Below are 16,318 nucleotides of genomic sequence, written 5' to 3'. Positions count from 1 at the left end.
TTTATTGATCTGGAGTGTCTCTGTCCTTGAACGGCAAGGCCTTGAGATAGAAGCGAATCAGTTCTGCCAGCGAGGTGACACCAAGCTTGTTGAACAGGTTGGCGCGGTGTGCCTCGATGGTGCGCGGAGATACGTCAAGCATCTTGGCGATCTCCTTGCTGGACAAGCCATCGGCAACCAGCTGCAGGATGCCCATCTCGCGTTCGGTAATTTTTTCGAGTTTCAGCCTGACGTCGGCGGTTTCAGCTTCGTGCTGTTGTAGTTCGATACTTTTCTTGATGGCTTTACGCAAGCTCTCAAGCAGTCTGTCACGGTCTATCGGCTTGGTCAGGAAGTCGACCGCGCCACCGCGAAAAGCACGGGTGCACTGCTCTAGATCACCGTGGCCGGTGATGAAAATGATGGGCAGGCGATTTTCCTTGATACTCAGGATGTCCTGCAATGCCAGACCGCTGATGTCCGGCATGCGGATATCAAGCACGAGACAGCCGATTTCGCCTGGCTGGTAGGTTTCCAGAAAACTGTTGGCATGGTCGAAAGTGCGTACATGCAGGCCTTGAGTGCCGATCAGCAGGGCCAGTGCATCACGCACCCCCGGATCGTCATCAACCACGTACACGGTTGGGTTCATCGACGTCATGCATTCTCCTCGTGATTATCATCGGCTTCGTCACGCAGCGCCGGCAAGGTTATGGCAAATTCAGCACCCCCTGTTTCGAGGTTGCGCGCTGACAGCCGGCCGCCAATGCTTTCGACGATAGTCTGGCTGATGGTCAGCCCCAAACCCATGCCGTCACTTTTCGAGCTGTAAAACGGGTCGAAAACGTGAGGCAGCACATTTTCAGGCATGCCGGGGCCGTTGTCACGAATCCCGATGCGAATATGGCGGCCACGTTGTTCGGTGTAGGCAAAGATACGGTTCAACTGTTTGCGAGGTTGCTGTTGCATGGCATCCATCGCGTTCTTGATCAGGTTGATGACAACTTGTTCAAGCTGGATGTTGTCACCGCGAACCAGCGGCAATAACTTGCCAAGATCGGTGGTCAGCTCGATCTGGCGGCTGTCCAGCTCGTTTTGTACCAGGGCAATCGAGCCAGTCAGTAGCTCGTTGATATCCAGTGGTGCCAGCACAGGCTGCTTGCGACTGGCTAGTTCGCGTAGTCGGCGGATGATCTTGCCGGCACGATTGGCCTGTTTGACGGATGAGGATAGCGAGATGCGCAGCAGTACCGGGTCCGGGTTGACATCATCCAGCATGGCAAGGCACGCCTCGTTGTAGCTCATGATTGCCGACAGCGGCTGATTGATCTCGTGAGCAACACCGGAAGACATCTCGCCCAAGGTGTTGATGCGGGCAATGCGCGCCAGCTCGTCCTGATGCTTTTGCAGCTGCTCTTGCAGTTTGTGGATTTCGGCATCACTGCCTTTGCGCACATTGGCCAGCTGGCGGAAGCTGAAAACATAACCGCGCAAGGTCGGGTCGCTATCATTAGGCAAGAGGCTGAATTCACCTTCAATGTCATGACGCATGCCCGAGGCATCGATCAGGAATGACCTGGGTGGGAAGATGGCCGGCTTGCGCTGCTCGGCCATTGCATTGATCAGACTGATACGACGTTCGTCTTGCATGTAGAACAGGCCGAAATCCAGGCCGGCACTGAGTTTGCCGATCAGACGGTCGTCGCCGCTCAGTGCAATGGCGACATCGTTGGCATACCTGATCTGCATGCGCTCGGAAAACACCAATACGGCACTGGGCAGGCTCTGCAAGGCATGCCTGCTAAGTATGTCGGCATTGGTGCGCGGCAAGACTTTCGGCCGGGCCTGAGCGCTACGGGTGTTGAATAATGCGATGAACAAACTCAGGCAGGCTAGGCCGACAAAGAAGAAGAAGACCAGCAGTTCCAGAGGGCTGAGTTTATGAGGGTGCAGTGTTACGGTATAGGGCAGCTCAAGTGGCAGCTGCTTGCCCGAAATCAGTGCTTCTGTACCTTTCTTGGCCTGATAGGCAGCCGGGTGAATGGCCAGTTCGGCCAGCTCTGCGTTGACGTTGATGAGCTGGGAAGCATCGACAAAGACAATAGCCAGCCCGGATTTGTCTGTTGCGCGCAGATAGGCAACGCCCGGAGAGTTGTCCTGCAGCGAAAACGGTCGGCTACGGAAGACCTTGCCCGGCGACTGCCAGGCTTTTAATGCGGCATCACCCAAGAAAGGGTCGGACAATACATCAAGACCACTCAAATCTTGCAAGCGGCTGCCGTTTGCCGTCGGATAAAGTGACAGCAAAGGTAAATACTGATTTCGCGCCGGTGCCGGTACCCACGAGCCATTGCCGATCCAGGTGGCCGAAGACCAGTCGCGATAATCGCGGATCAGGAAGGGCTGCCGATTCTGGTAGCTTAGCCGCGTTTCCAGCTGTTCGCGCTCTGCCAGCGGGATGGCCTGCTGGAAGCCGGCAGCGACAATGGCAGGGGAGTACAGCTTGTGGAATGAACCGACATCCAGATCGATAAAGAGACGGTTGGACCCCTGATCGCTCAGAGCCTGTAGCAACAACTGAACCAGACTGAGTTCACGATGCAGTGATGATTCGGCCTGAATGATCTGGTCTTCGAATACGACTTCCTCGTGTTGCTCGATCATGGCCAGCAAGGCAAAGGTAAATGCCGTTGCGGCCAACCAATATATCAGCTTGCGACCAAGACCGCGGCGGGAAAACGGATGACGAGGCGGGGTCATTCAGTTGCGCTCGGCGAATGCATTCGTGTCGGGTCCTGGTTGCGGGCTGATTGACTATGACTTAGGGCAGGGAGGCAATGCAGTTGGCGAGTACTGCAAACAGTGCATCCGTATCGACGTCAGTGATGTAGTTCACATTGGGCTTGCGGCCGGTAGTGCCCCACCAGTCGACCGGGGATGCGCCGATTGTCAGCTCGCTTGATTGCTCAACGGCAACAAATACCCGTTTGCCCGAGAAAATCTCAGGCTTGAGTACATATGCAATGACGGCCGGGTCGTGAATTGGAATGGATTGATCGCCAAAGCGCTCGAATTCGAATCTCACCGGCGTGGTCATCAAATCTGCTGCCAAGGTACCGCAACGATTAGGCAGGTTGCGGAACAAGGCTGCGCGCGATGGGGTGGCCATGACCTTGTGGGTGACGTCCAGAGGCAGCAGGGTAATCGGTGCGCCGCAGCCAAGAACGGTTGCCGCCGAGTCCGGGTCAACATGGAAGTTGAACTCGGCAGACGGGGTGATGTTGCCGCCTTCAAAGTAGGCCCCGCCCATGATTACAATTTCGCGGACACGCATGATAATATCCGGCGCCTTGACAACAGCCATGGCCAGATTGGTCAACGGACCCAGCATGCAAAGCGTAACGCTGTGCTCCGGGCGTTCACGCAAGGTCTTGACGATGAAGTCGACAGCATGTTCGTCCTGAACCGGGGTGATCGGGTCGTGCAGTGGTGCGCCATCAAGGCCTGACTTGCCACACAGATGTTCTGCGGTTACCAGTTCGCGCAAAAGGGGGCGGCTGCAACCGGCGAAAACCGGCACGTCATGGCGGCCAGCCCAGTCACAAATGATACGTGCGTTACGGGTGGTCAGTGGCAGCGGCACATTGCCGGCAACAGTGGTAATGCCGGCAACTTCCATGGATGCCGAGCCCAGTGCCGAAAGAATGGCGACTGCGTCGTCCTGGCCCGGGTCGGTATCGATAATGATCGTGTGTTTAGTCATGAATCTTGTGTCTTTCTTTTCAAGCCGGAAGATTTACCAACTCAACTTTAAAAGTCAATAGCAGCCTGCATTTCGATAGTGAATTGGAACAGAGAATGAAAATTGCATTAGCCCCAATGGAAGGCCTCGTCGATGACGCGATGCGCTCCGTACTAACGAGTATTGGTGGTATTGATTGGTGCGTAACGGAATTTATTCGTGTAACCAACTCTCTCTTGCCGGTTAAAACGTTCCATCGTTTGGCTCCCGAATTGCTTAATGGTTCACGCACGACAACCGGTACGCAGGTGCGGTTGCAACTGTTGGGCTCGGATGCCGATTGGCTGGCTGAAAATGCGGTGCGTGCCTGTGAGCTGGGCGCACCGGTAATCGACCTGAATTTTGGCTGTCCGGCACCAACGGTCAACAGGCACCGTGGCGGTGCCGTATTGCTGAAAGAGCCCGAGACCTTGTTCAGCATAGTCAATAAAGTCCGGCAAGCGGTGCCGGCTGATATTCCGGTTACTGCAAAAATGAGGCTCGGCTACGAAAATACGGATTTGACACTGGAGTGCGCTCGCGCACTGTCGGACGCAGGCGCACATGAGCTCGTTGTTCATGCGCGCACCAAAGTTGAGGGCTATAGACCTCCAGCGCACTGGGAGTGGTTTCCACGCATCAAGGAAGTCATTTCCATCCCCTTGATTGCCAATGGCGAGGTCTGGACGTTAGAAGACTACATTGCATTGCGCGAGATTGGTCAGTGTGACGACGTGATGATTGGGCGCGGCCTGATTGCCGCGCCTGATCTGGCCATGCGTATCAAACAGTACCTGAACAATCAGGACGCGCAGCCTCTGGCGAGCTGGCAAGTTACGATGGTCCATGTCAATGAGCTTTTCAATCAATGCCTTCGTCACCCGGATGCGGGCAACTACGCCTGTAGTCGCGTAAAGCAATGGGTGAACTTATTGCGCAGAACGTACCCAGAGGCGTCTGATTTTTTCAGTATTATCAAGACGATAAAAGACGAATCAATGCTTAAGGCTCAGCTGGATGCTCATATCGCAAGGGACTAGGTGTTTTTACGAATAGTCTGTTAGCAGGCTCGGAACTATCATTAACCCAAGCTTTGATATGGAATGGCGTTCCTGATCTGAAGCGTGCGGGCAAAGCCTGCGCTTAAAACCTCCAGACATCTGTGACTGATGCTGGAGGTTCTTTTTTGCCCGCATGCTTGATGTCACATAATGTTTATTATGTCAAATTTAATGCCTGAAAAGGCTGACTTCAGCCCCTTCTCCAGCTACAAACCCCATTTCTTCAGCGCCTCACCATCACTAAGCTTTGCATCAACCCAGTGACTACTATCATCAGCAAGGATTTCTTTCTTCCAGAAAGGCGCTTCCGTCTTCAGATAGTCCATCAGGAATTCGGCCGCAGCGAATGCAGCCTTGCGATGTGCCGATGCAACCATCACCATTACAATGGGCTCGCCAGCGGCTAACTCGCCAACACGATGAATGACTCGGACAGCTGATACAGGCCAACGTTGCTGCATATCTACAGCAATCCGGCGGATCTCGTTTTCGGTGACGCCCGGAAAGTGCTCGAGAAATAATGCCCGCAACGGAATTGCATGATCATTGGCGCGGACCACGCCCTGGAATGTCACCGTGGCGCCGGCATCATTTGCCTCTTGGCGAAGCTGCAACTCTTCTGCAGCAAGATCATAGCGTTCGGTCTGAATCCGGATATGACAAATCATGCTAGCCCCCGGTCACTGGCGGTAAAATCGCGACTTCTGCCTTGTCTTCAATGACCGCGTCCAACTTCGAGATTTGCTGGTTGATTGCCAGCCGGAATACCTTTCCTTCAGCCAATGATTCACTCCAGCTAGTGCTACGGCTACGCAGCTGTGCCAGTAAGTCGTGGCCACTGCCGCCGTGCCAGTCAATTTCAATGTCCGTGCAAGCCAGATCGTCTTTCAGTCGGCCAAAAAAAATCACACGTACTGCCACTATCGGTTCTCCCTGATCCAGTCGGCGATGCAATCAGCAATGCCGTGGATATTATCGAGTTGTATGCTGGGGACGCCCAGATTTGCTTCAGCCAAGCTATCCCTTGCCTGCAGAAAAATGCCACTACATTCCGGATGCAACATCGGCTTGCCAACACTTTGCCGAAATACCTCTATCTTCGGAATGTCCAGCCATTTCTGTCCTTCGAATATGACAAGATCAACAGGCTGTAACAGTCGGAGCTGGTCGTCAAGATCCGGTGCTTTGGCATGGTTGGTTGTGATACTACTTTTGCCATCCGATATCAGCATGACCTGGCTGGCACCAGCGCGAGAGTGCCGCCAGCTATCCTTTCCCGGTGTGTCATGTTCAATCTGGTGGTGGCTATGCTTGACGACAGAAATACAAAAGCCCTTGTTTTGCAACAAGGGCAAGATCGCTTCGATCAGCGTCGTTTTACCGCAGCCAGACCAGCCAACAATACCAAGTACTAATTGCTGTCTTTTCACAAGCAAAGATCCTGCCTTGATGTAAGGTTGGCCGCAGCGATTCAGCCACGGAATGTGGCGGGCGCTCCGGTTACGGCGCCCATGACTGCGGCCTGCAAATCCTCTGAAACCAGCATGGCTGCATTCCAGGTCGCGACGTAGTTTAACCCATCGGCAACACTATGATCGCGGCTGTAGTTGAGAATTTCCTTGGTACCTCGGATGGCCAGTGGCGACTTGGCAGCAATTGCAGTAGCACAAGCCTGCACATGAGCAAGCATCGCGTCCCTGCTTTCGAATGCGCGATTGAGCAAATGGTTGGCCGCCGCCTGCTCTGCCGTCAGCTCGATAGCGGTGAATGCCATCTCGCGGGCATTGCCCTCGCCTACTATTCTGGCCAGTCTTTGCAACGTGCCGACATCGGCAACCATGCCGACATCTACTTCCTTGATGCAGAAACGGGCATCGACGCTGGCATAGCGCATGTCCGCAGCAAGAATGATGTCAAGTGCACCGCCGACGCATGCGCCGTGAATGGCAGCAATAACCGGCTTGCTGCATGCCTCTAGACTCGACACGCTGTCTTGCAAAGCCAGAATCAGCCTGCGCAGTTTTTCACGTTTGCGTGCTTCGCAAGCATCCTCAATCTGTGCTTGCACATTCATGAGCATCTGCAAATCAATGCCGGCGCAGAAGTGTTTGCCATTGCCTTGCAGGATAACGACCCGTACAACCGGGTTATCACTGCAGTGCTCCATGACGAGGCGCAACTCCTGCCACATTGTTTCGTTGAGCGAGTTCGCCTTGTCAGGCCGGTTCAGCGTGACAGTTGCGATATGATCTTCAATTGTCAAAAGCAGGGTATCGAAGATCATTTTGCTGCCTCCGGCCGCTTCTTCGGCACCCATGCCCAAACCATTTCACAGGCAATCGGCGACTCACCGCTTTCATCCACCACGTTGACATTGACCAGCACATCACCCTTGTCTTCGCTGAACATGCGCGCAATCTGGCTGGGCTCCAGCGTGGCAGTAGCTCGCATATTGCCTTGGGCGCGCTTGAGATAGCTGACCTTCATCGACTTCAACAGCATCAATTTGTCATCGGGGACGTTCATGCCCACTACAAAGCCGGTTGCCGTCTCGGCCAGCAGTGCCATCGCGGCTGCGTGAATACCCTTGATATGGTTCTGAACCTTGCGCTGATTGACAATGCTGACCACCATGCGCTCGCGGCCAACCTCTTCAAAGCGCAGTCCCGCGGTGCCGAGAAAAGGTACAAAGCGCGAGAAAAGTTTGGTAATTGCCCACTGGCGCAAGCTGGCAGGCAGTTTGTCGGTTTTTTCAACCATGCGGCACATGGCATTTTTCTTTTGAGTCATCTTGTTCTCTCGTGTTGGTAAAACGTTTTGTTTTTTATCGGGCTGCGATACCTAGCAGATCCCGGATTTGCTGCTTGCATAACGACATGGCTTGCTCGTCAAAGCGGGCAAGCTGCAAGGCACCTTGCATGGCAGCTGAAATCAGGCTACCCATTGCCAGCGGGTTGCCGGCGTAGTGCATGCTGCCCTGCTCTTTTCCTTGCTCGACGATCTGCACAGCCCAGCTGCGCATCAAGGCCACAAAGCGGTGGGTAGCTGTTTGCATTTCTTCCGGCAACGTTGCCAGCTCGGCAGACAGTATCCCGCTCGGGCAAATCTGTCCGTGCCCGTAGTAGCGATCAGCCAGCTCCAGATAACGCTCCAGTTGTTCTGCGGCGCTCAGGCCGGCATGCGACTGCATATAGCGCTCGAAGCGTCGGCAATAACGTTCGATCAGCGCGACACCCAGATCGGTTTTCTTCGGAAAATGGTAATGAATGGCGGCATTGCGCACGCCCAGCTCGGCACTGATGTGCTGATAACTGAAGGCATTGAAGCCTCGCCCCAGCATGAGTGCTTCAGCCAGATCGAGAATCCTTTTGCGGGTATCGGTGGTGCGGGAATCGGTTTCTGCTTTCATGAATCGACTCTACTTACCGGTTAGTAAGGTGTCAATGATGTCGCATGCTGTTGAGGCTTAGGCATATCGGTTATGATGGCCTCAACTTGGCTCACAGAACTTGAACTCCGATGAAATTGAAATTCAGCAAGATGCATGGTTTGGGCAATGATTTTGTGGTGATTGACGGGATTCGCCAGACAGTCACCCTCAGCACGACCCGACTGAAACAACTGGGTGATCGCCATATGGGCATCGGCTTTGACCAGCTATTGCTGGTAGAGGCACCTCACTCTGCTGATAACGATTTCCGCTATCGCATCTTCAATAACGATGGCAGCGAGGTGGAGCAATGCGGCAATGGCGCGCGCTGCTTCGTCAAATTCGTGACCGAACAGAAACTTACCAACAAGTCGTCTATCCGTGTCGAAACCGCCAAGGGCGTGATCGTGCCCGAGTATCGTCAGGACGGCACCATCACTGTAGACATGGGCGTACCGCGCTTCAAGCCGCTGGAAATCCCATTCCTTGCCGAGGGCGATGCCATTACTCACCCGCTGTCGCTGAGTGATGTCGACCTCGATGTTTCGGTGGTTTCGATGGGTAATCCGCATGCCGTGACGGTAGTCGAGGATGTCGAGCTGGCTCCAGTTGCTCAGTGGGGCCCTCAGGTCGAATCGCATGCCCGCTTCCCGGAAAAGGTGAACGCCGGCTTCATGCAAATTGTTGCGCGTGATGAAGTCCGTCTGCGGGTTTATGAACGCGGTGCCGGCGAGACACTGGCCTGCGGGACCGGCGCGTGTGCTGCCGTCGTTGCCGGTATTCGCCGCGGCGCACTGGGTAACAAGGTTCGCGTTCATACCCGTGGCGGCGAATTGCAGATCGAATGGCATGGTGAGGGTCATCCGGTAAAAATGACCGGCCCCGCCGTTACTGTCTTTAGCGGTGAAGTTGAACTGTAACTCTGCCGTACACAGTGATGAGGAGGAATAATGCTGCCAGAAGACGTGCTGTCCTTTCTTGATCAACATCCGGATTTTCTCGAGCAAAACGCTGCCCGTTTTGGCCTGAAACCCAGCCACGACCGCATCGTGTCATTTGCCGAACGCCAGATGCTGGATTTACGTGACCAGAACCGGCAGCTGGAAGTCCGACTGCAGCAAATGCTGCAGTTCGGCGAGCTGAATGACAAGATCGTGACCCGCTGCCATGCATTGTCGCTGGGCTTGCTCAAGTCTGGCAGCGTCGAAGAGGCGGTGCAGGCTACGCATGACTTGCTGAAGGCGCAGTTTGGTCTTGATCGTTCCACCATCCGTTTATGGCATCCATCTCGCAAGGACTGCGCAGACTACTGCAGCCGCAAGGAGATTCAGCAACTGGCACAGAATCAGGCGCAGCCTTATTGTGGCCCCTATATCAATGATGAAATGCTGGCCTGGCTGCCCGGCCAGCCGGTATTGCAGTCCTTCGCCAGCGTCGCATTGCGGGTCGATGGTGTGGCGTTCGGCGTGTTGTTGATTGGTAGCGATGATGCCGAGCGCTTCACCCGCGACATGCAGACACAGTATCTCGCACAGATCGGCGAGCTGATTTCGGCTCGTATTGGCGCGCTGCTGGCTCAGGCATGATCTTGTCTTTCGGCAGTCTGCTGATCCTGCTTCCGCTATTGATCTATTTTCTGCATGTCTTGTGGCGGATAGTCGCGTGCGACAGCCTGCTTGTCGCCTTGTCGGCATGTTTTGCCTATCTGATAGCCGCGACCCTGTTTCGCGGCTATTTGCCTACCCTGCCGCTGGTGCCGGTGTGGTTGCCATTCTTGTATGCCTACTTGTGGCTAAGCATTACCGCACTGCTGGTTTTTGCGGTGAGTGGCAAGGTTGGCCGCAAAGGTGTGGGATTTGTCGGGCTTTCTCGCAAGATGGGCTGTTACCTGAGCAGCCATCTTGTGCTGGTGGCTGGCGTCATGCTGCTGAATCCGCTGCTTACCGACCGCCCCTTGCAGGCATTCATGACCCTGCCGCCATTTGTTGCAGTTGCTGCTTATGTGCAGTACCAGCTGTTCTGCAGTCTGGCTGATGAAAAAGCGCGGCTGCCTTGGTGGCTGATCGTATTCAGCATGATCACCATGCCGCTGGCGCTGGCCTGGACGGCCGAAGTGCTGGTGCCGTTACTGCTCAGACACCTTTGACTTAAAGCTTGCGGCCAAGGTGCGGCGCGATGCCTCGCAAGGTTTCTTGTAGCATTGCCAGTGCCGGTAAGCTGAGGGCATGTGGCAAGGTCGACTGTGAGCTGGCGTGCAACAAGAGCCCATCCGCACCCGCCGCCATACCGGCCAAGGCAAGGTTGGCCGCAATATCGGCCGTCACTGCCGGCGAGCACGGGGCCAGCAAGACTGGCAGATGGCTCTCGCGCTTGAGTAAGGGGATCTCGCTGATAGCAGCCAAGCCACGCTCGGCACTTTCGGTCTGCTCGCCCTGCTCGCACAAGATGATGCGGTGATTGCCGCCAATCGCGACATGTTCAGCCGCCATCAGCCATTCAGCCGGTGTCGCACGTGGCGGCCTCGCCAGCACCACCGGCTTGTTGATGCGGCCAACTTCCTTCAGCAAGACAACATCACTGGCCGAGCGGCCTGCCAGCAGGATGGCATCGGGATCTGCCTCGAGATAGGTGTCGAGCAAACGGACATCCTGCAATGGCGACAGCCATGACAAGCCCGCATTACGTGCTGTGCTGGCCAGTTTTTCCAGCGCCAATAATCCGCTGCCCGACTTTCCATAGGGGTTGTCATTCAGCAAGAAACTGTCGGCAATCAGCCCTGCGCAACCCTGCTGGCTGGCAAAGCCGGCGATGGTTTCAAGATCAGACTCGTTTGGTGTGGCGGCCAACATCAGCTGCCACTGTGCAGTGCCAAATACGGTACGACCAATTCTGACTTCACTGTTTTCACGCTGAAACTCGCGCGAGACCAGCCGATAGCCGTCGAGCACACGTAGTACCCGATCCACCCCTGGCAAACCATCAAACAGACTGGTCTGCAGCAGGCGTTCATCACCGATTACCCCGATCAGCGTGCGCTCGATGCCGCGCGAGACATGGCTTTGCAGGCCTAACGCAGCAATACTGGCGAGTACGCCATCCAGCGCGGCTTCGTCACTGTGGGGTTTCAGGATGATGATCATCGTGTGCTCCGTCGCTGCCTTAAACCTGGTCGTGAGACAGCCATTTATTGACCGTGCGCGGCTGATGGTTTTCCAGTGCCAGCAACAGGCTGTCGACATTGTTGGCCACAACGAACAGCTCAAGATTGCCCGGTGCAACAAAGCCCTCTTTCACGCCATGCTCGACCATGGCCAGCAAAGGATCAAAGAAGCCATCCACATTCAGCAGGCCGATAGGCTTGTTGTGAACCGACAGCTGAGCCCAGGTCAGCATCTCGAAAAACTCATCATAGGTGCCAAAGCCGCCTGGCAAGGTGATGAAAGCACCGGACAGGTCTTCCATCAGCGCCTTGCGTTCGTGCATGGTGCGCGTGACGTGCAGCTCCGACAGGCCCTCGTGAGCGACTTCACGTGCTTTCAGAAACTCGGGAATCACGCCGATGACACGACCGCCACCAGCCAGCACGGCATCGGCAGTGGTGCCCATCAGGCCGATATTGCCACCACCATAAACAAGGGTGATATCTCTTGCTGCCAAGGTAGTACCCAAGGCAAAAGCTGCTGCGGTATACGCAGGGTTGGCGCCACTGTTGGAGCCACAAAACAGACATACTGACTGAATGCTCATACGGGAATCTCGTTTGGGTAGCGTGGCCGCTTACAGCACGGCTTGCGGATAGGCGCCTAGCACCTTGACGAAGGCTGTGCGCTCTTTCAGCGCCAGCAGCGCCTTGGCAACATGTGCGTCGTCGGCATGCCCTTCCACATCAATAAAGAAGACATAGTCCCACAGACCGGCGCGTGATGGACGAGATTCGAACTTGCTCATCGATACGCCATTGTCGGCCAGCGGGGCCAGCAGGTAATGCACGGCACCAGGACGGTTTGGCGCGGAGACAATCAGCGACGTCTTGTCCTGGCCGGTAACGCCAACGCTCTGGTGACCCAGCACCAGGAAGCGGGTGGTATTGTTCGGCTCGTCTTCGATGTTTTCCGCCAGCTTCAGCAGGCTGTAGCGTTCGGCGGCTGCCTGGCCGGCAATAGCGGCGCAGTCCTTGTCCTCTGCGGCCAACCTTGCGGCTTCGGCATTGCTGGCAACGGAGACACGCTCGACATTGGCCGGCAGGTTCTTGTTCAGCCACTCGTGACATTGCGCCAGCGCCTGGGCGTGCGCATAAACACGGCGAATGCCGTCAAAACTCGGCTCTTGCCGCAGCAGGTGATGGTGAATGCGCAGCACGACTTCGCCACAGACTTTCAGTGGCGAGCTGACCATCAGGTCCAGCGTGCGGCCAACGGCGCCCTCGGTCGAGTTCTCCACCGGTGCCACCACGTAATCGAGTGTGCGCGATTCAACCAGGCGGAAGGCCTCGTCTATCGAGCTGCACGCCACGGTGCGGGCAGCATGGCCAAAGTGCTTGCGAGTGGCCAGCTGGCTGAAAGTCCCTTCCGGGCCGAGATAGGCGATCGACAGCGGTTTTTCCAGCGCGAGGCACTCCGACATCACTTCACGGAACAAACGCGCTACGGACTCGCCGGGCAAAGGGCCGGGATTCAGTTCCTTGATGCGGCGCAGCACCTGGGCTTCGCGTTCCGGGCGATAAATGATGCCGCCACCCTTGATTTCGCCAATCTCGCGCGCATGTTGCGCACGCTGATTCAGCAGCTTGAGAATTTCGACGTCGATATTGTCGATCGCGTCGCGATGTTGCTTGAGCAGTTCTTCTGACACGTTACAAGTCTTTCAGTATGACAAACTGGCCTTTTCCGATCGGATAAGTTTCCGCGAGATAGCCATGCGTCGCAAGCACTGCACGGCAGAATGGTGCACATTCTTCGGCATGAGACAATGCATTATCCATCACCAGCAAGCCACCACGCGCCATAACCCGGCAGATTTCCGGCCAATAACCGGCATAACGCTGCCGATCGGCATCCAGAAACAGCAAATCCACGCTTTCATCATCGGCTTGCGCCAGCAGTTCATAGCCATCCTTGCGCTGCAGCATCACCTGCGCCTCGAGGCCGAATTTCTGCAGGTTGGCTGCAGCCAGTGCCAGTTTGTGTGCCGAGATGTCGGCAGAAATGACTTTGCCCTTGTTGCGCCTGGCGGCCAGCGCCAGCCAGATAGTCGAGTAAGCGGTAGATGTGCCGATTTCCAGCACGGTTCTGGCGTTGCGGCTACGACTTAGCTGATACAGGAAGCGGCCGGTGTCAGGGGTGATGTTCAGACGTTTTTCGCTGCGCGTACTGTGGGTGGCGTCAAACTCTTCGCCCTCTTCCCACAGCTTTTGCAAGGCAGCCAGCAAGCTTGGTTCCAGCATGAGCCTGTTCTCTTTAAAGCAATCAGAAACAGGATGCTATCAGGTTGGCCGCATCAATGACGAATGCTGGTTGCAAATAACTGGCAAAAATCAGGGCAAGCGCGGCCACGGTCAGCAATGTCATGATCAATCGTGTCATGCTCGTACCGGCACCAGCGTTTCGCGCACCGGCAGATTGGCCAGCGCCGCCATTATGCCCAGCACGATAGCCATCGCCCAGACTGCATCGTAATTGCCGGTTTTGTCATAGATCAGCCCGCCCAGCCAGACGCCGAGGAAGCTGCCGATCTGGTGAGAAAAGAAAACCGCGCCGGACAGCAAGCCCAGATGACGTACACCAAACAAGCCGACCAGCACGCCATTGGTCAACGGGACGGTGGATAGCCACAAAAAGCCGATGGCGGCCGCGAAGATGGCAACACTGGTCGTACTGAGCGGTGCCAGCAGGAAGCCGATAATCACCAGGCTGCGCAAGGCATAGATACCGGCCAGCAAATAGGGTTTGGCATAACGCCCGCCCAGCTTGCCCGCGGTATAGGTGCCGAAAATATTGAAGAGCCCGATAAGCGCCAGCGCCATGCTGGCAACGCCACCAGCCATGCCGTGATCACGCAGATAGGCCGGCAGGTGCACGCCTATAAAAACGACCTGAAAGCCGCAGACAAAGTAGCCTGCCGTCAGCAAGCGAAAGGAGCGCTGCTGCCATGCTTCGGCAAACGCATCGCGCATGCCCTTGAGTAGCGACGAACCATGACCGCCAGATAACGGTGGCAGCTGGCGATAGGTGTTTTCAAGCGGACGGGCGAGTGGTAGCAGAAATAGCGCCAGCAAGCCCAGTACCAGCAGGGTTTGTGACCAGCCCGCGCTATCGATCAGTGCGCGCTCCACCGGTATCATCACGAACTGGCCAAAGGAGCCGGCGGCTGCGGTCAGGCCCATCGCTGTCGAGCGGTAGTGATCAGGCACGGCGCGCACAATCACCGAATACACCACGCTATAAGTGGTACAAGCCAGCGCCATACCGATCAGCAAACCCGCCGAGCCGGATAGCAGTGCCCCGCTGGCAGAAACTGTCATCAATGCCAGCCCTGCCGCATACAGCAAGCCACCACCAATCAGCACCCTGCCCGGGCCGTAACGGTCGGCGAAGGCGCCGGCAAATGGCTGGGATACGCCCCAGATCAGATTCTGCAGGCCAATGGCAAAGGCAAATGATTCGCGCGACAAACTGAAGGCCTCGGTCATCGGCGGCAGGAAAAAACCAAAGCCATGGCGTATGCCCATGCTGAGCGAAACAATGCCGCTGGCAGCCAGCAGCAGATACGACAAGGGGGAAATTCGCATGACAAACTCCGGGATGCGGCCAACATTGTATTGGCGCTTGTCATGCATTCTGCTATCGCACGTCAATTACAGCTAGAGTAAATCGAGAAACAGCCTGATCAGCAGACAGAACAAAGCCCGCCGAAGCGGGCCTTGTTACATGCAGAGTGCGCCGCTTAGCCGTGCTGGCGGGCGAAGTCCTGCATGAAGTGCACCAGCGCCTTGACGCCCTCGATAGGCATGGCGTTGTAGATGGACGCACGCATGCCGCCAACCGAACGATGCCCCTTGAGCTGAGTCAGGCCATTCTTTTTGGCTTCGGACAGGAAGGCCTCCTCTAGTGACTCATCTCTGAGGCGGAAGACCACGTTCATTCGCGAGCGGAACTCGGGCTGAACATGACATGAATAGAAGCCATTGCTGCTATCGATCATGTGATACAGCAGGCCGGCTTTTTCTTCATTGCGCGACTGCATGCCCTTGATGCCGCCCTGGGTTTTCAGCCATTTGAATACCAGACCGGCAATGTAGACCGGGTATGTTGCCGGCGTGTTGTACATGGAGTCGGCATCAGCGTGAACCTGGTAGTCGAGCATGGTCGGCGTTTGAGCCTGGGCGCGGCCGAGCAGGTCTTCACGGATGATGACAACAGTCAAGCCGGACGGGCCGATATTCTTCTGCGCACCGGCAAAGATCACGCCAAAGCGCGATACATCGATCTCGCGCGACAGGAAGTCGGACGACATGTCGCAGATGAGCGGTACGTCGCCTGTCTCCGGGATGTCGAGATACTGCACACCACCAATGGTCTCGTTCGAGGTGTAGTGAAAGTAGGCTGCGCCCGGCGTACATTGCCAGCTGGTAGGTGCCGGCACGCGGTCATAGCCACTGTCGGCACTGCTGGCAACGACATTGACCTTGGCGTAATGGCGAGCTTCCTTGATGGCCATGCGTGACCAGTGGCCGCTATCGAGGATATCGATGGTCTGGTCGGGGGCGGCCAGATTCAAGGGCAGCATGGCAAACTGCAAGGAGGCACCGCCCTGCAGGAACAGCACCTTGTAGCCGGCAGGCACACCCAGCAGGGTGCGCAGATCCTGCTCTGCTTCGTGGATGATCTCCATGAACTCTTTGCCGCGATGGCTCATTTCCATCACGCACATGCCAGAGCCATGCCAGTCCAGCATTTCTGCCTGGGCCGTTGCAAGTACTTCATGCGGCAACACCGCCGGGCCAGCCGAGAAGTTGTACACCTTAGCCATGTGAACCTCTATCCCTTGTCATTATGAAGATAAAAAAAG

19 protein-coding genes are annotated in these 16,318 nt (G+C 56.0%); 4 read left to right on the top strand and 15 right to left on the bottom strand.

Annotated features, from left to right (window positions below):
* Window position 1: 1 nt before the first annotated feature.
* From ACZ9W6_RS09100 to ACZ9W6_RS09090, 3 genes are all read right to left on the bottom strand, one after another.
* Complete coding sequence (locus tag ACZ9W6_RS09100) at window positions 2-640, bottom strand: response regulator transcription factor (RefSeq protein ID WP_465190790.1); 639 nt, start codon at window positions 638-640, stop codon at window positions 2-4.
* Window positions 637-2,739, bottom strand: a complete 2,103-nt coding sequence (locus tag ACZ9W6_RS09095) for an ATP-binding protein (RefSeq protein WP_465190789.1) — start codon at window positions 2,737-2,739, stop codon at window positions 637-639. Before ACZ9W6_RS09095 ends, ACZ9W6_RS09100 begins: the two co-directional genes overlap by 4 nt.
* Before the next feature lie 61 nt (window positions 2,740-2,800).
* Window positions 2,801-3,742 carry a nucleoside hydrolase gene (locus ACZ9W6_RS09090; protein WP_465190788.1) on the bottom strand — a complete coding sequence of 314 codons (942 nt, stop codon included), beginning with the start codon at window positions 3,740-3,742 and terminating at the stop codon, window positions 2,801-2,803.
* 95 nt (window positions 3,743-3,837) lie between these two features.
* Here ACZ9W6_RS09090 and ACZ9W6_RS09085 point away from each other — a divergent pair, with 95 nt between their 5' ends.
* Complete coding sequence (locus ACZ9W6_RS09085) at window positions 3,838-4,800, top strand: tRNA dihydrouridine synthase (RefSeq protein WP_465190787.1); 963 nt, start codon at window positions 3,838-3,840, stop codon at window positions 4,798-4,800.
* Window positions 4,801-5,027: 227 nt separating this feature from the next.
* On the opposite strand, the gene ACZ9W6_RS09080 is transcribed toward ACZ9W6_RS09085, so the two are convergent.
* The 6 genes from ACZ9W6_RS09080 to ACZ9W6_RS09055 are packed head-to-tail and all read right to left on the bottom strand — an operon-like array spanning window position 5,028 to window position 8,230.
* Entirely contained in the window at window positions 5,028-5,489 is a 462-nt protein-coding gene (locus ACZ9W6_RS09080) for a molybdenum cofactor biosynthesis protein MoaE (RefSeq protein WP_465190786.1), read from the bottom strand.
* A gap of 1 nt (window position 5,490) precedes the next feature.
* On the bottom strand, window positions 5,491-5,742 hold the full coding sequence (locus ACZ9W6_RS09075; RefSeq protein ID WP_465190785.1) for a MoaD/ThiS family protein: 252 nt from the start codon (window positions 5,740-5,742) through the stop codon (window positions 5,491-5,493).
* Window positions 5,742-6,251, bottom strand: a complete 510-nt coding sequence (gene mobB / locus ACZ9W6_RS09070) for a molybdopterin-guanine dinucleotide biosynthesis protein B (protein WP_465190784.1) — start codon at window positions 6,249-6,251, stop codon at window positions 5,742-5,744. Before mobB ends, ACZ9W6_RS09075 begins: the two co-directional genes overlap by 1 nt.
* A gap of 41 nt (window positions 6,252-6,292) precedes the next feature.
* Complete coding sequence (locus ACZ9W6_RS09065) at window positions 6,293-7,138, bottom strand: crotonase/enoyl-CoA hydratase family protein (protein WP_465190783.1); 846 nt, start codon at window positions 7,136-7,138, stop codon at window positions 6,293-6,295.
* A complete protein-coding gene (locus tag ACZ9W6_RS09060; RefSeq protein ID WP_465190782.1) occupies window positions 7,102-7,611 on the bottom strand; it encodes a DUF4442 domain-containing protein in 510 nt (169 codons plus the stop codon). Before ACZ9W6_RS09060 ends, ACZ9W6_RS09065 begins: the two co-directional genes overlap by 37 nt.
* Window positions 7,612-7,645: 34 nt before the next feature.
* Window positions 7,646-8,230 carry a TetR/AcrR family transcriptional regulator gene (locus ACZ9W6_RS09055; RefSeq protein ID WP_465190781.1) on the bottom strand — a complete coding sequence of 195 codons (585 nt, stop codon included), beginning with the start codon at window positions 8,228-8,230 and terminating at the stop codon, window positions 7,646-7,648.
* A 110-nt stretch (window positions 8,231-8,340) separates the two neighbouring features.
* On the opposite strand from ACZ9W6_RS09055, the gene dapF reads away from it, so the two are divergent.
* The 3 genes from dapF to ACZ9W6_RS09040 are packed head-to-tail and all read left to right on the top strand — an operon-like array spanning window position 8,341 to window position 10,397.
* On the top strand, window positions 8,341-9,171 hold the full coding sequence (gene dapF, locus ACZ9W6_RS09050; protein WP_465190780.1) for a diaminopimelate epimerase: 831 nt from the start codon (window positions 8,341-8,343) through the stop codon (window positions 9,169-9,171).
* Window positions 9,172-9,201: 30 nt separating this feature from the next.
* Entirely contained in the window at window positions 9,202-9,837 is a 636-nt protein-coding gene (locus ACZ9W6_RS09045; RefSeq protein ID WP_465190779.1) for a DUF484 family protein, read from the top strand.
* Window positions 9,834-10,397 (top strand): hypothetical protein, encoded by a 564-nt coding sequence (locus ACZ9W6_RS09040; RefSeq protein WP_465190777.1) that lies wholly within the window; start codon window positions 9,834-9,836, stop codon window positions 10,395-10,397. Before ACZ9W6_RS09045 ends, ACZ9W6_RS09040 begins: the two co-directional genes overlap by 4 nt.
* Before the next feature lies 1 nt (window position 10,398).
* Here ACZ9W6_RS09040 and ACZ9W6_RS09035 read toward each other — a convergent pair whose 3' ends face one another.
* From ACZ9W6_RS09035 to serC, 6 genes are all read right to left on the bottom strand, one after another.
* The gene (locus ACZ9W6_RS09035; protein WP_465190776.1) at window positions 10,399-11,391 is read right to left on the bottom strand and encodes a 3-deoxy-7-phosphoheptulonate synthase; all 993 of its coding nucleotides are present in this window, start codon (window positions 11,389-11,391) and stop codon (window positions 10,399-10,401) included.
* Between the two features lie 19 nt (window positions 11,392-11,410).
* On the bottom strand, window positions 11,411-11,998 hold the full coding sequence (locus ACZ9W6_RS09030) for an LOG family protein (protein ID WP_465190775.1): 588 nt from the start codon (window positions 11,996-11,998) through the stop codon (window positions 11,411-11,413).
* A 30-nt stretch (window positions 11,999-12,028) separates the two neighbouring features.
* Window positions 12,029-13,102 (bottom strand): prephenate dehydratase, encoded by a 1,074-nt coding sequence (gene pheA, locus ACZ9W6_RS09025; RefSeq protein WP_465190774.1) that lies wholly within the window; start codon window positions 13,100-13,102, stop codon window positions 12,029-12,031.
* A 1-nt stretch (window position 13,103) separates the two neighbouring features.
* Window positions 13,104-13,694, bottom strand: coding sequence for an O-methyltransferase (locus ACZ9W6_RS09020; protein WP_465190773.1), 591 nt, complete (start codon window positions 13,692-13,694; stop codon window positions 13,104-13,106).
* 135 nt (window positions 13,695-13,829) lie between these two features.
* Window positions 13,830-15,038 (bottom strand): MFS transporter, encoded by a 1,209-nt coding sequence (locus tag ACZ9W6_RS09015; RefSeq protein ID WP_465190772.1) that lies wholly within the window; start codon window positions 15,036-15,038, stop codon window positions 13,830-13,832.
* Window positions 15,039-15,193: 155 nt separating this feature from the next.
* Complete coding sequence (serC, locus tag ACZ9W6_RS09010) at window positions 15,194-16,279, bottom strand: 3-phosphoserine/phosphohydroxythreonine transaminase (protein WP_465190771.1); 1,086 nt, start codon at window positions 16,277-16,279, stop codon at window positions 15,194-15,196.
* Window positions 16,280-16,318: the final 39 nt, after the last annotated feature.

This window comes from Vogesella lacus (genome assembly GCF_979366295.1).
This window is presented reverse-complemented; position numbering and strand designations above follow the sequence as displayed.

Excerpts from the sequence above, each read along its gene's own strand:
- ACZ9W6_RS09100 (WP_465190790.1), bottom strand. The coding sequence starts at position 640 with ATGACGTCGATGAACCCAACCGTGTACGTGGTTGATGACGATCCGGGG.
- ACZ9W6_RS09095 (WP_465190789.1), bottom strand. The coding sequence starts at position 2,739 with ATGACCCCGCCTCGTCATCCGTTTTCCCGCCGCGGTCTTGGTCGCAAG.
- ACZ9W6_RS09090 (WP_465190788.1), bottom strand. The coding sequence starts at position 3,742 with ATGACTAAACACACGATCATTATCGATACCGACCCGGGCCAGGACGAC.
- ACZ9W6_RS09085 (WP_465190787.1), top strand. The coding sequence starts at position 3,838 with ATGAAAATTGCATTAGCCCCAATGGAAGGCCTCGTCGATGACGCGATG.
- ACZ9W6_RS09080 (WP_465190786.1), bottom strand. The coding sequence starts at position 5,489 with ATGATTTGTCATATCCGGATTCAGACCGAACGCTATGATCTTGCTGCA.
- ACZ9W6_RS09065 (WP_465190783.1), bottom strand. The coding sequence starts at position 7,138 with ATGGGTGCCGAAGAAGCGGCCGGAGGCAGCAAAATGATCTTCGATACC.
- ACZ9W6_RS09060 (WP_465190782.1), bottom strand. The coding sequence starts at position 7,611 with ATGACTCAAAAGAAAAATGCCATGTGCCGCATGGTTGAAAAAACCGAC.
- ACZ9W6_RS09055 (WP_465190781.1), bottom strand. The coding sequence starts at position 8,230 with ATGAAAGCAGAAACCGATTCCCGCACCACCGATACCCGCAAAAGGATT.
- dapF (WP_465190780.1), top strand. The coding sequence starts at position 8,341 with ATGAAATTGAAATTCAGCAAGATGCATGGTTTGGGCAATGATTTTGTG.
- ACZ9W6_RS09045 (WP_465190779.1), top strand. The coding sequence starts at position 9,202 with ATGCTGCCAGAAGACGTGCTGTCCTTTCTTGATCAACATCCGGATTTT.
- ACZ9W6_RS09040 (WP_465190777.1), top strand. The coding sequence starts at position 9,834 with ATGATCTTGTCTTTCGGCAGTCTGCTGATCCTGCTTCCGCTATTGATC.
- ACZ9W6_RS09035 (WP_465190776.1), bottom strand. The coding sequence starts at position 11,391 with ATGATCATCATCCTGAAACCCCACAGTGACGAAGCCGCGCTGGATGGC.
- ACZ9W6_RS09030 (WP_465190775.1), bottom strand. The coding sequence starts at position 11,998 with ATGAGCATTCAGTCAGTATGTCTGTTTTGTGGCTCCAACAGTGGCGCC.
- ACZ9W6_RS09020 (WP_465190773.1), bottom strand. The coding sequence starts at position 13,694 with ATGCTGGAACCAAGCTTGCTGGCTGCCTTGCAAAAGCTGTGGGAAGAG.
- ACZ9W6_RS09015 (WP_465190772.1), bottom strand. The coding sequence starts at position 15,038 with ATGCGAATTTCCCCCTTGTCGTATCTGCTGCTGGCTGCCAGCGGCATT.
- serC (WP_465190771.1), bottom strand. The coding sequence starts at position 16,279 with ATGGCTAAGGTGTACAACTTCTCGGCTGGCCCGGCGGTGTTGCCGCAT.